Source organism: Pseudalkalibacillus salsuginis (genome assembly GCF_021646685.1).
Lineage (GTDB): Bacteria > Bacillota > Bacilli > Bacillales > Fictibacillaceae > Pseudalkalibacillus > Pseudalkalibacillus salsuginis.
Genome location: NZ_JAKJHW010000014.1, coordinates 23,062 through 36,963 on the forward strand (window position 1 = coordinate 23,062; position 13,902 = coordinate 36,963).

Annotated in this window: 15 protein-coding genes, 1 tRNA gene and 1 other RNA gene; all 17 read left to right on the forward strand. The window is 42.4% G+C overall.

Annotated features, from left to right (window positions below):
* The first annotated feature begins 162 nt into the window (after positions 1–162).
* The 17 genes from L1611_RS19890 (at position 163) to L1611_RS19970 (ending at position 13,443) form a co-directional block, all read left to right on the forward strand.
* Entirely contained in the window at positions 163–714 is a 552-nt protein-coding gene (locus L1611_RS19890) for a hypothetical protein (protein WP_236315416.1), read from the forward strand.
* Between the two features lie 125 nt (positions 715–839).
* Positions 840–1,400 carry a hypothetical protein gene (locus tag L1611_RS19895; RefSeq protein ID WP_236315417.1) on the forward strand — a complete coding sequence of 187 codons (561 nt, stop codon included), beginning with the start codon at positions 840–842 and terminating at the stop codon, positions 1,398–1,400.
* 269 nt (positions 1,401–1,669) lie between these two features.
* On the forward strand, positions 1,670–2,254 hold the full coding sequence (locus tag L1611_RS19900) for a sigma-70 family RNA polymerase sigma factor (RefSeq protein WP_236315418.1): 585 nt from the start codon (positions 1,670–1,672) through the stop codon (positions 2,252–2,254).
* Positions 2,244–2,900 (forward strand): helix-turn-helix domain-containing protein, encoded by a 657-nt coding sequence (locus L1611_RS19905; RefSeq protein ID WP_236315419.1) that lies wholly within the window; start codon positions 2,244–2,246, stop codon positions 2,898–2,900. The genes L1611_RS19900 and L1611_RS19905 overlap by 11 nt, the downstream gene beginning before the upstream one ends.
* Before the next feature lie 34 nt (positions 2,901–2,934).
* The gene (locus L1611_RS19910; RefSeq protein ID WP_236315420.1) at positions 2,935–3,804 is read left to right on the forward strand and encodes an ABC transporter permease subunit; all 870 of its coding nucleotides are present in this window, start codon (positions 2,935–2,937) and stop codon (positions 3,802–3,804) included.
* Positions 3,805–4,848, forward strand: coding sequence for an ABC transporter permease (locus L1611_RS19915; protein WP_236315421.1), 1,044 nt, complete (start codon positions 3,805–3,807; stop codon positions 4,846–4,848).
* A gap of 433 nt (positions 4,849–5,281) precedes the next feature.
* On the forward strand, positions 5,282–6,577 hold the full coding sequence (locus tag L1611_RS19920; RefSeq protein WP_236315422.1) for a homoserine dehydrogenase: 1,296 nt from the start codon (positions 5,282–5,284) through the stop codon (positions 6,575–6,577).
* The gene (gene thrC / locus L1611_RS19925) at positions 6,577–7,644 is read left to right on the forward strand and encodes a threonine synthase (protein ID WP_236315428.1); all 1,068 of its coding nucleotides are present in this window, start codon (positions 6,577–6,579) and stop codon (positions 7,642–7,644) included. Before L1611_RS19920 ends, thrC begins: the two co-directional genes overlap by 1 nt.
* Entirely contained in the window at positions 7,641–8,552 is a 912-nt protein-coding gene (gene thrB, locus L1611_RS19930; protein WP_236315423.1) for a homoserine kinase, read from the forward strand. The genes thrC and thrB overlap by 4 nt, the downstream gene beginning before the upstream one ends.
* 84 nt (positions 8,553–8,636) lie before the next feature.
* A complete protein-coding gene (gene tadA, locus L1611_RS19935; RefSeq protein WP_236315424.1) occupies positions 8,637–9,119 on the forward strand; it encodes a tRNA adenosine(34) deaminase TadA in 483 nt (160 codons plus the stop codon).
* An 85-nt stretch (positions 9,120–9,204) separates the two neighbouring features.
* A tRNA-Ser gene (locus L1611_RS19940) sits at positions 9,205–9,297 on the forward strand.
* A gap of 90 nt (positions 9,298–9,387) precedes the next feature.
* Positions 9,388–9,653, forward strand: an RNA gene (ffs, locus tag L1611_RS19945) — signal recognition particle sRNA large type.
* Positions 9,654–10,054: 401 nt separating this feature from the next.
* Positions 10,055–11,794 carry a DNA polymerase III subunit gamma/tau gene (dnaX, locus tag L1611_RS19950; protein ID WP_236315425.1) on the forward strand — a complete coding sequence of 580 codons (1,740 nt, stop codon included), beginning with the start codon at positions 10,055–10,057 and terminating at the stop codon, positions 11,792–11,794.
* A gap of 21 nt (positions 11,795–11,815) precedes the next feature.
* Positions 11,816–12,130 carry a YbaB/EbfC family nucleoid-associated protein gene (locus L1611_RS19955; RefSeq protein ID WP_265738532.1) on the forward strand — a complete coding sequence of 105 codons (315 nt, stop codon included), beginning with the start codon at positions 11,816–11,818 and terminating at the stop codon, positions 12,128–12,130.
* Between the two features lie 138 nt (positions 12,131–12,268).
* On the forward strand, positions 12,269–12,865 hold the full coding sequence (recR, locus tag L1611_RS19960) for a recombination mediator RecR (protein WP_236315426.1): 597 nt from the start codon (positions 12,269–12,271) through the stop codon (positions 12,863–12,865).
* A gap of 21 nt (positions 12,866–12,886) precedes the next feature.
* Positions 12,887–13,108 (forward strand): YaaL family protein, encoded by a 222-nt coding sequence (locus L1611_RS19965; protein WP_236315427.1) that lies wholly within the window; start codon positions 12,887–12,889, stop codon positions 13,106–13,108.
* Between the two features lie 71 nt (positions 13,109–13,179).
* Positions 13,180–13,443 (forward strand): pro-sigmaK processing inhibitor BofA family protein, encoded by a 264-nt coding sequence (locus L1611_RS19970; RefSeq protein ID WP_225067521.1) that lies wholly within the window; start codon positions 13,180–13,182, stop codon positions 13,441–13,443.
* Positions 13,444–13,902: the final 459 nt, after the last annotated feature.

Genomic DNA, 13,902 nt, shown 5'->3' on the forward strand with positions numbered 1-13,902 from the left:
CATACATAAATGCGGTAAATATAGGAAAAAGCGATTGAAGAGGTTTATGTGATGAAGCATCCAAAAGGAAAGAATTTTGACTATTTTGAATTAATTAACCTTTTACAATCAATTCCATTTTCGTTAAACTATGTTTTGTAAACATATAAGGGGGATAAAATGATGAAAAAACTTTTAGCTTTTTCAATGCTCTTTTTGCTCGTGTTTGCTGCAGCTTGTGGAAATGACGACTCAGCAACAGGGACGAAAGATGAAAGTGAAAAAAAGGTTGATAAGACTGAACTGAAGTCTACGCTATTGGATTTCCAACTTGAAGTTACCGATGTGTTAAAAGAAAATCATAAACCATTTGCAGAATTTGAGGCGATTAAAGCCCAAATGAACGACTCTGAAGTCGCTGAGGAAGAAAAACCTTCTAAAGAAGAAGCTCAATCGGCATTGGATGCTGCTAAAGAAGCTGGTCCGAAAGCTGCTGAAGCCCTCCGAGGAATGGAGATTCCTAGTGAACTTTCACAATACGAGGAAGATCTTCAATCTGCATTAGAGGATGCAGCAAAGTCTTATGAAAAACGTGCAGAAACCGTATCTCTTGAAGCGGCAGAAGACGCACAAGCAGAAGCGGATGAATTGTTTGCGAGTTTTGAAGAGAAATTCAGTAAACCATTCGAAAATCTTGATTTGCTATCACCTAAATTCAAAACTGAACTCGAATAATATACCATTCAAACCATCTATCATTGATAGGTGGTTTTCTATATGGAAAGTGGTTTAGAAATTTTTGTTTTAAAATGACAGTATTAAGGAATCAATCTATAGAGTCAGGATAGGAGGTGAAAAAAATGAGACGTAAAAAATTCTGGATCCTTCTCTTCAATTGTTTGATTACAGCAATCATTTTAACTGCATGCTCAAGTGAGGAAGGAAACAGCACGTCGAATAAGGAAGCGAATAACGGAAGTCAAATCGCCGATGGAAAAGTAAAATCGTCATTAGAGGATTTTCAAAATAAAGTGGATACATTAATCGAAAAATATGATGACGACTTCAAAAAATTCACAAAATCGGCAGAACAGAAAGCAGAGGATTTAAATAACGAGGATGTACAAGCTTTGAAAAATGAAGCTTCACAATCGAGTGAGAAGTTGGCGGAGGAGTTAAGAAACTTAGAAATACCGTCTGAACTTGAAGCATACAGTAACGATCTGAAAGAATCACTCAACGATTTTGCTGATCGATTTGAAGCTCGGAGTGAGCAACTGGATAACGAAGATATAGAAGAAGCTCTCGATAAGACAAAAGGGGTCTCAGAGATCGTCTTGTCAGAATTCAAGGGAGCGGTTGGTACCATTTATGAATCCCTTGGGATCGATAAGCCTGAATTCATCAAAGAAACGGAATGATAGCCAAACCAGAGAGTTGCTGCTTTTGCAGCAACTTTTTATCATTGTGATATTATCGAAATTCACATCTTTTCTACGGACTCAAGCCTCCTCGCTCATGCCTGCTGCCTCAGGGCGTTCGCGCTTTTCTTGCCGAATTTCTGTGTTAGGCCATAAGCAGTATGCTAAACTCTAATTACATTTAAATGTAAAAATGTTAAAAAAATATCAACCGATCAAATATTCAGTCGTCTATATAACGAAAGGTCAATATGGGGAGAGGATCGGTAATGGAGAACTTTCGGAAGGTGCTGCAGGAAAAGCAGACGTTCAGTTTGGAAAGCTTACGTTTATATAAAGAAGAAATCATGGAGGAGGTCGTCGAGTATTTCGGTGACCGGTTGACCCGTGTCGCTTATACATATGTAAAAGACTGGGGAAAAGCGGAGGATATCGTACAAGAAGTATTCATAACATGTTATTCGAAACTTGAAACCTTTCGCGGTGAAGGATCTTTGAAGAACTGGCTTTATAAAATTACAGTGAATCGATGTAAAGATCATTTAAAAAGCTGGTCATATCGGAATGTCTGGTTTGCCAACCCGTTCACCTTTTTCAAACAGGAAAGTAGTGATCAATCCCCTGAACTCCGTTTGATTGTAGAAGATGAACTCAACCAGCTGGCCGAGTCGGTTCTTCAGCTGGCCCTTAAATATCGAGAGCTGATCATTTTATATTATCAGGAAGAAATGTCACTAAATGAAATAAGTGAGATGCTTCATATCAAGACTTCCACAATAAAGTCCCGTTTGTTCCAGGCACGAAAATTACTACGGACACAATTAGAGAAAGGGGAAGAAGCTGGTGGAAGATAAGCTGAAAGATCTTGATAAAATCATGGAAAAGGCAGTTTATCAAAAGAAACAGTTTTCTGAAGAGAAAAAACAAAACGTCATGAAACGCATACGTGAACAACAGAAAACATCATTCTCAGAGAAGTATGAATGGATCATGAAACCGGCGCTAAGTATTTCCGTGTGCATTCTCCTTCTTGTGGTTTCAATCAGCTTTATTCTCCAACCGCCTGATCCAAAAGAGCGACGAGAAGGAGAGTTCCTTAAGAAAACTAATATGGGTGAAGAAGTGACGAGTCTGCCCTTGATCAATAAGGTGTCCCATATCGCTAAACGAGAAGACAAGCGGGTCGAAAATGTATCCGTTTCGAAAAATGACAAGTATGTCCTTCTTAATATACAAGTTACTCCAGGTTCTGATCGTTCGAAAATCAAAGAAACAGTAGAAAACATGTTCTATAATGGCTCTGAATTATACCAAAATAAAAATTCAGAACAATTACAAAAGATCGGTGCTCCCTGGAATGATTATACGGTCGATATCACTATAATAGAAAACCTTGACCGAAAAGGGATATATGACCATACACAAAAAGAAACAACATTATTACGAGGCATAAAATCAACCAATCAAGATCATATAAACTGGATTGATCAAGAGAGATAGGATTGTACAGGGTTTGGAGTAGAGGGGGATTCATATGAGATTCTTTTACAACCAGGTATTACGTTTTGCTTGTATCGTCATCGGAATCGTCCTGATGGCTGGTTTGCCGACGCTTTTACCTTCAGGGGGATCATTCCATCTGAATTGGATGGCTTATTTTCAAAGCATTGAGGAAATCATTTCAGGCTTATCCCATCTTCAAGAGGTTACATATAACACGGGAGGTACAGAACGGAAACTATTAACACAGCTTATGAGTATCGGAACTTATTCAGTGACCATAGTGGTCGGAGCGATTTTATTGGCTTTCATCGCGGCAGCTGTTCTGACATTCATTACGATGTTGCTTCCGCCAAAATGGATCAGAAAGATAAAGGTTGGGACGTTCATTTTAGAATCGATTCCGGATATTCTCATCATCCTAATCTGTCAGCTATTCGTCGTCTGGCTGTATAAAAAGACCGGTCTGTTATTTTTTGAAATCGCCTCATTACCAGGAGAACCGATTTATGCATTACCGATCCTCTGTCTATCGATCCTGCCGATGATCCAATATTTTAAAGTGATGATCTCAATCGTGGAAGGGGAACTGGACAAGCAATATGTGGAATTGGCAAAAGCGAAAGGAGTCCTACAACGAAAGATATTGCTCGTGCACGTATTAAGAAATTCACTGGCAAGCCTGTTGAACCATTCAAAAACCGTAATCTGGTTCATGCTATCAAACCTGTTGATCCTTGAATACATCTTCAATATCAATGGTATCATGCGATTTTTATTAGAATATCTGAACCCGGTCATTTTTGCATGGAGCCTGTTGGCGATCTTCATTCCGAATTTCTTATTATTTGCAATAGGACAGTGGCTGCTTGAACGATCTACGAATGAAAAGGTCGTGATGTAGATGGTCAAAAGACTGTTTAAGAACGGTTACTTCCTGATCGGTTTCCTCTTTATCTTCGTATTGTGTTCAATCAGCTTGCTGCATACGTTCGTTTGGGATAATCATATCGCACAAACGCAAATCCTTTACGAAAATGGGAGAGCGGTCGAAGGTTCCCCGATTTCACCTAAACTGGACATTCCATTAGGGACGAACGTATTAGGGTTCCATATGACCCATATGATATCTGTTGGTGCCAAGTATACGATCGGTTTCGCTGTCTTGATCGCTTTCATCCGTTTACTTGCATCCATGGTATTCGGTGTCCTTTACGGCGCTTATTTTTTCAGGTTCAGAAAATATGTGACCTGGATGGTGGATGTATTCAATTATGTGCCGGTTACATTGCTTGCCTTATTCATCCTGACCCCTTTTTTAGTCGAGGTTCCTACAGGTTTCGATTATACGTTTTGGGAAAGGGTTTGGATTGAAGTCATCATTCTTGCTCTGATTGCCGTACCTCCTACCTCGATTTTAATTGGAAATGAAATGGGGAGAATTTTTAATCATGAATTCATCGATGGGGCGAGGGTCATAGGCGGAAGCAGGCTGCATATTCTTTGGAAACATGTCAAACCGCATATCCAGCCGCAATTATGGATCATCTTCATGCAGCAGCTTGTACAGACGATGCTCGTCCTTGCACACCTTGGTTTTTTCAAAGTTTTCTTTGGAGGAACAAACATGAGCTTCGATCCACTTTTCGCTGATCCTCCTCAGTCGATATCTTATGAATGGTCCGGCCTAATCGGGGATGGGATGAGGCATTTGACTGTCAGTCCCTGGGTCGTGCTTGTCCCAATCATTTTCTTTGCTTTGACGATTCTTGCGATGAACTTCATGCTTGAAGGACTCAAGACAGTTACAGAAAACTGGCGTGTTGATCTTAGACCAGAAAGATCGGTGACCCAACCCATCAACCAGGTATCTGAAGACAAACAATTCATTCCCTTGAAACAAGGAGCGGTCCAACGTCGTGAGTTGAGACTGGAGCATAAAGAATAAAAGTTCTTTAATCGAATATTTGTGGAGCTGCTTTAGACGAATACCGTTTAAAGCAGTTTTTTTAATTAAGCTTTTATTTTGCAGACCGGCGGTTCGCAAGCCTCTTCACTTGCACAGGATATGTGCTGGCTTCGACGTTCACCACAGAACGTGGTGTTTTTTAGTGGAAGATCCTTAAATTATTGGGCGTTGCGGGATTCTCATCTGACTCCATTTTCCCGAGGAGTATCGTGAATTTCATTTATAACATTAACTACAATCATGTGAGCGCCTTATTTTTTCAAAAAAATTTTCGTTGATATAGAGCGAAAGAAAACCCTTACATGAATAAAATTTGAAATCTCCTATTGTCATAGTCCTCAAACTCCAATATAATGTCCTCTAACGAAGAACAAAGGTATTTACCAGAAAAACAAATAGAAAGGTTGGTTGGATGGAATCAATATCTGTAGGGTTATTAGGATTAGGTACAGTCGGATCCGGGGTCGTAAAAGTCATTGAAAGTCATCAGGATAAATTAATGCACCAAATCGGCTGTCCGGTAAAAATCAAAAAAGCTCTCGTCAAAGAGATCAATAAAGTGAGAGATGTAGATATTGATACCTCCATTCTCACATTAGACCCAGAAGAGATCCTTTTGGATCCAGAAATCGATATCGTGGTCGAGGTGATGGGAAATATCGAGGAGACGAAAGAACATTTGATTAAAGCTATCACCCATAAAAAACATATCGTAACTGCAAATAAAGATTTGATGGCAGTCTATGGCCCGGAACTGCTGACACTGGCTTCCGAGCACCAATGTGATTTGTTCTATGAGGCAAGTGTTGCAGGGGGTATCCCTATATTACGAGGTTTAGTAGATGGTTTAGCCTCAGATCGAATAACAAAAATGATGGGAATCGTGAATGGGACAACCAACTTCATCCTGACCAAAATGACAAAAGAAGGGCGATCTTTTGATGATGTCCTTTCTGAAGCACAAGCACTTGGTTTTGCAGAAGCGGATCCTGCCGCAGACGTAGGAGGACTTGATTCGGCTCGTAAAATGGCGATTTTATCAACTTTAGGATTTTCCATGAATATTGACTTGGATGATGTAAAAGTGAAGGGGATCACAGAAGTCACAGAAGAAGATCTCCAATATGCCAAGCAATTCGGATATATCATGAAATTGATCGGTTATGCGCATCGTGAAGGAAATCGGGTAGAGGTCAGCGTAGAGCCTACCTTATTGGAAGAATCCCATCCATTATCTTCTGTGAATGATGAATATAATGCAGTCTATGTGTATGGTGAGGCGGTCGGTGAGACAATGTTCTATGGTCCAGGAGCAGGAAGCCTTCCTACTGCCACTGCAGTCGTATCGGATCTTGTCGGGGTAATGAAGAACATGCGCCTTGGCGTAAATGGAAAAAGTGCAGTCAGCCCCCAATTCATGAAGCAGCTTAAAGAAGACGATGAAATTTATTCGAAGCATTTCTTACGGCTCCATGTTGAGGATGAAGTCGGAGTATTATCGAGTATCACTTCGGTCTTTTCCAAAAACGGAGCAAGCTTCGAAAAGGTGTTGCAAAACCCGCTCGGAGAGGAAAAGAGGGCAGAAATCGTCCTTGTGACTCATAAGACCTCATTAGAGGGCTTTGAAAGGGTCCTTGAAGAATTACGGGATTTGAAAGGAGTTCAGTTCGTAAAAAGTACGTATCGAGTAGAAGGAGGAGATGCATGATGAAGCGCTGGGGAGGTTTATTATCAGAATTTCAAACTTTTTTACCTGTAACAAAAGAGACACCCTCTCTGACCTTGAATGAAGGCAATACTCCCCTTATCAAGCTCGATACCCTATCTAGAGAGCTTGGTGTTGACCTTTTTGCGAAAGTTGAAGGGGCGAATCCGACAGGTTCTTTCAAGGACCGAGGGATGGTCTTAGCGGTTGCGAAAGCGAAGGAAGCGGGAAGTGATACCGTCATATGCGCGTCAACAGGGAATACATCTGCCTCAGCTGCTGCATACGCCGCCAGGGCTGGAATGAAGTGCATCGTCGTAATACCAGAGGGGAAAATCGCCGAGGGGAAGCTGGCGCAGGCGGTTATGTACGGTGCAGAAATCATCTCGATCGAAGGAAACTTCGATGAGGCGCTTGAAATCGTAAGGGGCCTCAGTGAAAAGGAATCAATGACGCTTGTCAATTCTGTCAATCCATTCCGGCTTGAAGGACAGAAAACCGCTGCTTTTGAAGTGTGTGAACAGCTAGGTGGTGCCCCGGATATTCTAGCGATCCCGGTCGGAAATGCCGGGAACATATCTGCGTACTGGAAAGGTTTTAAAGAATACCACCAATCCAATAATGACTCGGGATTGCCGAAGATGTTCGGATTCGAAGCAGAAGGGGCGGCTGCGATCGTCCATGACCGAATCTTTCCTCAACCTGAGACTCTCGCGACTGCCATTCGTATTGGAAATCCGGCAAGCTGGAAACTTGCTGTTTCTGCAGTAGAGGAATCATCTGGACATATTGGTGAAGTGAGTGATCCGGAAATCGTTGAGGCGTACCAATTACTTGCGAACACGGAAGGGATTTTTGCAGAACCTGCATCTTGTGCATCACTTGCCGGAATCAGAAAGTTACATTCACAAGGAAAACTAGAGCCCGGTCAAAAAGTTGTCCTCGTTTTGACAGGAAACGGATTGAAAGACCCTGTAACAGCTATGACGGAGAGCCCTGTACAACCGGTTAAATTACCAAAGGATCGAGGAATCGTGACAGAATATATTAAAGGAACGGTAAAGGTATGAAAAACTGGCAGATCAAAGTCCCGGCAAGCACCGCTAATCTGGGGCCAGGATTCGATTCAGTCGGTTTAGCTTTGGATCGTTATTTGACATTGACTGTATCCTCCCATCACTTTTGGGAGGTAAGGGCTCTTTCTCCTTCTTTAGAAGAATTTCCGAATGATGAAACGAACTTTATTGTCCGTACAGCATTGGACACAGCGAAGCTATACGGTGTTGAGCTGCCGCCTTGTCTGGTTGAAGTAAAATGTAATATTCCGCTCACAAGAGGGCTTGGTTCCAGTGCAGCAGCAATTGTTGCTGGTATCGAGTTAGCTGATGCTATTGGAGATATTGGGATTTCGAAAAGAAAAAAGCTCGAATTGGCTGCAAAATATGAAGGACATGCTGATAATGTCGGGGCTTCCTTGTATGGCGGTCTGGTAATCGCTTGTGAAACAGGAGAGGGAATTGAACTTCTTAACTTTGATGATTTACCGATATCTGTCGTCACGGTAACACCGAAGGAAGAATTGAAGACCGAAAAGGCTCGTGAAGTACTGCCAGCGAAGATGAGCTATTCGAAGGCAGTTAAAGCAGGGGCTGTGTCGAACGTATTGGTCGCTGCATTGTTGAAACAGGATTGGGAAGTGACAGGCAGAATGATGAAAGGGGACCTTTATCATCATCCGTACCGGAAACAGCTGCTTCCCCATTATGAAAAAGTTGAACAAATCGCAGAAAGTAATGGCGCTTTTGGGGTTGCCTTGAGTGGTGCTGGCCCGACGATCGCCTGCTTTGTAGAGAAAGAGAAAGCAAGCTGGCTTTACTACAAATTGCATCAAGCTCTGCCGTATATGCTTGTCCAGAATTTGAACATCGACGGCAAAGGAGTAAGCATCACACAGATTTCCCAGCATACTGCCTTATGATCAACAATAGCTCAGGATTGTATGAATTGTACCGGTTAAGGTAAAGTTGTGTATAATAACCTTTGGTTTTTAAGGAGATACACGATGTACCGATCGACAGATGAACTGTTCATGAAAAAAGCCATTGAAATGGCAAAGCAAGCTGCTGCTATAGGCGAAGTCCCTATAGGAGCAGTGATTGTAAAAGACGGAAATATCATTGCTCGCGGGTACAACCTGAGAGAAAACGAACAAAGATCAGTGGCCCATGCAGAGCTGATTGCAATTGACGAAGCATGCAAAGTATTGGGGACATGGCGTTTGGAAGGCTGCAAGTTGTATGTGACGCTTGAACCTTGTCCAATGTGCTCGGGAGCAATCGTCCTCTCGCGGATTGAACAGGTCATTTACGGTGCAAGCGATCCAAAGGGCGGATGCGCTGGAACATTAATGAATCTATTGGATGAACCAAGATTCAATCACCAAGCGATTGTCACATCCGGGGTATTGGAAGAGGAATGCAGTGAGTTGCTTACCCAATTCTTCCGAGACTTACGTAATAAAAAGAAACAAGGAAAAAAAGCATAATCGATCTCCTTGATAGTAAAAAGAAATCGTGTTATAGTGTTCCTTGCTGCCATAATAATGGTAATCAAGATCAACCGTAAGCAATGGAGGCGTACCCAAGTCTGGCTGAAGGGGACTGACTCGAAATCAGTTAGGGCGTATGTGCGCCGCGGGGGTTCAAATCCTCTCGCCTCCTCCATTCAAATATTTTACAGTTGATTTTAATCGTAATCAGGCGTATACTAAAAAGTGCGCATTTTGATTGCGCCTAACAATGTTATCAACTTTGCCGTGCTAGGTGGGAAGGTAGCGGTGTCCTGTACTCGCAATCCGCTATAGCGAGACTGAATCCCTTTCCGAGGTTAGCTGACGTAAGGCCTGCCGTTCGTAAGTGGTGTTGACATCTGGGTCCTGCGCAACGGAACCCCATGAACCCTGTCAGGTCCGGAAGGAAGCAGCAGTAAGTGGGTATTCTCCGTGTGCCGCGGGGTCGCCTGGATCGAGCTAACTGCGGGCGTACCGCTTAGGAAGGTTCTATCGAAGAAAGGTGCACGGCGTTAAACTTACATAAATACAGCACTTATCCAATTCAGGGTAAGTGTTTTTTGTTTAAAGGTAAGAATGTATAGAAATTTTGTTTTCGAAGATGGAATGCCCAGCTCCAATCCCCAATCACTTTTCCGATTCCAGTGGAACCCCTCTGCTGTCGGTGTATTCCATTTCATTTTTCGCGCAATGGTTCTGTGAAATCGTGCAATTAATCAATAAAACCGTGCAATAAATTTTTATTCTCGCGCAATGGTTCTGTAAAAACGTGCAATTGGCTTTTACAACCCTCTGTTACAATAAACGCTCTTCAAACCTCCTCTCACGTATTTCTGTTTCTGCTTTGAAAAACCGGGTTGGAATCGGTATAATAAGATGATGATTATTTTCAATAAAAGGAGGGCGTGCGGATGGCTTATCAAGCATTATATAGATTATATCGACCACAACAATTTCAGGATATGGTCGGCCAGGAACATATCACGAAGACTTTACAAAATGCCTTATTACAACAAAAGCTATCCCATGCCTATTTATTCAGTGGTCCACGCGGGACCGGGAAGACGAGTGCTGCAAAAATCATCGCGAAAGCGGTCAATTGTGAAAAAGCTCCAGTGGCTGAACCGTGTAACGAATGCGATGAATGTATTGGCATCACAAAAGGCTCTGTGTCTGATGTCATCGAAATTGATGCTGCTTCTAACAATGGTGTCGATGAAATTCGTGATATTAGAGATAAAGTAAAGTATGCGCCTAGTGAAGTCCAGTATAAAGTGTATATCATTGATGAAGTACATATGCTTACGATCGGAGCTTTCAATGCGTTGTTGAAAACTCTTGAAGAACCGCCAGCACATGTCATCTTCATACTAGCTACCACAGAACCTCACAAGATTCCTTTGACGATCATTTCGAGATGTCAGCGGTTTGATTTTAGAAGGATCACAAGTCATGCCATCGTATCAAGAATGAAGACGGTCATTAATTCACAAGGTGTCCAAGTCGACGATGAAGCACTCCACCTCGTTGCTAGAGCGGCAGAAGGCGGGATGAGAGATGCTTTAAGCATTCTTGATCAAGCCGTATCTTATAGTGAAGATAAAGTTACATCGGATGATGTGTTGGCTGTTACAGGCTCGGTGTCCCAATCGCTGTTATCAGAAATGACAGATGCTTTTCAAAAAAATAATGTCATCGATGCCCTGAAGCATGTCGATCATTTGATGGAAAAAGGAAAAGATCCGATACGGTTCATCAACGATTTGATTTACTATTACCGGGACATGCTACTTTATCAATCGGCTCCTGATTTGGAGGAAGTGCTTGATCGAGCACAGGTGGATCAAGATTTTAAAGCCTTCGCACAAAAGATACCAGGGGATTGGATATATCAAGTCATTGATGTTCTGAATAAAGCCCTGCAAGAAATGAAATGGACGAATCACCCTCGCATCCATCTGGAGCTTGCGATCGTGAAACTCTGTCAAGAAGAAGAAAACCGGCCTACGGGTTCACAAGGCATTCCGACAGATGTACAACCGCTTGTCAACCGGATCGAGCATCTTGAAAAAGAACTACGTCTATTAAAGGAACAAGGGGTCGCTAACAGCCATGCAGGTAACCAGGCTGAATCAGAGGTACCGAAGCGGGCGTTTCAGTCAAGGACACCGAAGTCGAAAGTGTCTGCGGGTCGTATAAGAGAAATGCTGAAAGAGGCTTCCAAAAAAGATCTCCAGCTGTTCAGAGGAAAATGGGGAGACATTATGGAACGAATCAAGGCACGGATGGTCAATGCCCATGCATGGATGATAAACGCCACTCCAGTCGCCTGTTCGAAGGATTCCTTCCTGCTCGCTTTCCAGCATGAACTTCACAGTCAAATGGCGGTGAAGGACAATATACGCGAGTGTGTAGAATCGGTCGTTCTTGAAACGATGGGACACCAAATGACGATGATGACGATTCTCGAAGAAGATTGGGAAACTGTCAAAAAATCCTATATACAAGAGCAACAGAAGTCAGAACCTGTTGAGCCTGGAGAAGAATCGGATCACCAGCCTGACGAGGAAACACAACAAAAGAAGGAAGATCCGATCGTAGATGAAGCGATCAAGCTTGTCGGTTCTGAATTTGTAGAAATAGAAGATTGATCAATAAAAGGAGGAAGTAAAATGAAGGGTAATATGAATAGTATGATGAAACAAATGCAGAAAATGCAGAAACAGATGATGAAAGCTCAAGAAGAGTTGAAAGAGAAGACAATAGAAGGAACAGCTGGGGGCGGAATGGTCATCGTGACTGCAAATGGCCATAAGGAGATCCTTGACGTTGCCATCAAAGAGGAAGCTGTGGATCCTGATGATGTCGAAATGCTGCAAGATCTTGTTTTAGCCGCTACAAATGACGCATTGAAGAAAGTTGATGAAGTTGTAAATAAAGATATGGGCCAATTCACCAAAGGAATGAACCTGCCAGGAATGTTCTAAAGGGAATGCCTGATTCAGTCCTCGATTTTTGTCGGGGACTTTTTGGACATTTAAATCATCAAGAGCCTTGAGGTGCTCTTAAGGATGACCTGATCACGGATGTGCTCCAGGTCATCCCTTTCTATAGGAGGAATTGTAGTGCATTATCCTGAACCGATCTCAAAATTGATCGATAGCTTCATGAAGCTCCCAGGTATTGGCCCGAAGACAGCTGTACGTTTAGCTTTCTTTGTTTTGGAAATGAAGGAAGATGACGTATTCGAATTCGGGAAAGCATTGGTCAATGCCAAACGGGACCTCACCTATTGTTCTAATTGCCATCATATTACAGATCGTGATCCTTGTATGATCTGTGAAGACACAAGCCGAGACCAGACAACGATTTGTGTGGTCCATGATTCCAAAGATGTGATTGCAATGGAAAAAATGAGGGAATACCGCGGCTTATATCATGTTCTGCACGGAGCGATCTCTCCTGTGGAAGGAATTGGCCCTGAAGACATAAAAGTAGCAGAGCTTATCAAGCGGCTGCAAGATGATACCGTCCAAGAGCTGATCATGGCGACGGATCCGAACATTGAAGGCGAAGCGACAGCTATGTATATCAGCCGCCTCGTAAAGCCGACCGGCATCAAAATAACTCGGATCGCACATGGTCTGCCGGTTGGCGGAGACCTCGAGTATGCGGATGAGGTCACTTTATCTCGTGCCCTGGAAGGTCGCAGAGAAATATAGCCCATGGAGGCGAGTTCAATCATGATTTTCAGTCGAAAAGGCCGACTCAGAATGGAATACAATGAACGTTTGTTGCATTCGATCGAAGCTGTCCGTGCAGAATGGCTCACAAAGAAAGAGTTGATCGAAAACAGTTTGGAGCCATCAGAACAAGTGTTATATGAAGTGAAGCTAGCGAAAGCCAAGTATTTCTTTTTACTTCGAGAAGCTAAAATCCGTAATCTCAGAACGAGAAGTTTTTAAAGCTTCCCGTTCTTTTTTTATATCCTCCCTCATAGGTATAGTTATGAGACAACCTGTAAGGAGGATATGGTATGGATCCGTTCTGGGTATTTGCGATCGTTTGCGGTTTGATTATATTGTTATTATTCATCGGCGCCCCGTTGAAACCATTACGATGGATCGGACAAGGTGTCATCAAGCTGGTGATCGGAGCGTTGTTGTTATTTTTCCTCAATGCATTCGGAACGGCTATCGACATCCACATCCCGATTAACATCGCGACAGCTTCTGTTACGGGTTTTCTGGGCATACCTGGGTTGATTGCACTAGTAGCAATCCATAAAATCATACTATAAGATGACGTTATACTTTCTATAAAACTATGAAAGAGCCAGTCAAAATTCGGCTCTTTTTTCTTTGTAAAAAAAGCTTGCATCGTGAACAACCTGATGGTATAGTTATTTTTGCTGCTCTTAAAAAACACATTATATTTCTATGAAAAAAACCTTTGACAAAATAGGCGTGTGATGATATTATATTAAGAGTCGCAACAAGACATCCTAACTAAACAATCTTCGATAAAAGATCGGGTTTATGTCATTGTTGCAATGGATTTTCGTTTGAAAACGTCACTTACTGTGACGAACCGAAGCCAGCCCATCCATGGGCAATACAGCTCTTTGAAAACTGAACAAAAGCCAAGCGTGAAACGGGTCTTTTAAAAAGAACCCAAAATCAATTTCGATTTACATTTAATGAGCAATCAAACACTTTATTGGAGAGTTTGATCCTGGCTCAGGACGAACGCTGGCGGC

What these genes read in the sequence shown, in the direction of transcription:
- L1611_RS19955 (WP_265738532.1), top strand. Translation starts at nt 11,816, where the DNA reads ATGAAGGGTAATATGAATAGTATGATGAAACAAATGCAGAAAATGCAG.
- L1611_RS19890 (WP_236315416.1), top strand. Translation starts at nt 163, where the DNA reads ATGAAAAAACTTTTAGCTTTTTCAATGCTCTTTTTGCTCGTGTTTGCT.
- L1611_RS19970 (WP_225067521.1), top strand. Translation starts at nt 13,180, where the DNA reads ATGGATCCGTTCTGGGTATTTGCGATCGTTTGCGGTTTGATTATATTG.
- tadA (WP_236315424.1), top strand. Translation starts at nt 8,637, where the DNA reads ATGTACCGATCGACAGATGAACTGTTCATGAAAAAAGCCATTGAAATG.
- dnaX (WP_236315425.1), top strand. Translation starts at nt 10,055, where the DNA reads ATGGCTTATCAAGCATTATATAGATTATATCGACCACAACAATTTCAG.
- L1611_RS19910 (WP_236315420.1), top strand. Translation starts at nt 2,935, where the DNA reads ATGAGATTCTTTTACAACCAGGTATTACGTTTTGCTTGTATCGTCATC.
- L1611_RS19965 (WP_236315427.1), top strand. Translation starts at nt 12,887, where the DNA reads ATGATTTTCAGTCGAAAAGGCCGACTCAGAATGGAATACAATGAACGT.
- L1611_RS19900 (WP_236315418.1), top strand. Translation starts at nt 1,670, where the DNA reads ATGGAGAACTTTCGGAAGGTGCTGCAGGAAAAGCAGACGTTCAGTTTG.
- thrB (WP_236315423.1), top strand. Translation starts at nt 7,641, where the DNA reads ATGAAAAACTGGCAGATCAAAGTCCCGGCAAGCACCGCTAATCTGGGG.
- L1611_RS19895 (WP_236315417.1), top strand. Translation starts at nt 840, where the DNA reads ATGAGACGTAAAAAATTCTGGATCCTTCTCTTCAATTGTTTGATTACA.
- L1611_RS19915 (WP_236315421.1), top strand. Translation starts at nt 3,805, where the DNA reads ATGGTCAAAAGACTGTTTAAGAACGGTTACTTCCTGATCGGTTTCCTC.
- thrC (WP_236315428.1), top strand. Translation starts at nt 6,577, where the DNA reads ATGAAGCGCTGGGGAGGTTTATTATCAGAATTTCAAACTTTTTTACCT.
- L1611_RS19920 (WP_236315422.1), top strand. Translation starts at nt 5,282, where the DNA reads ATGGAATCAATATCTGTAGGGTTATTAGGATTAGGTACAGTCGGATCC.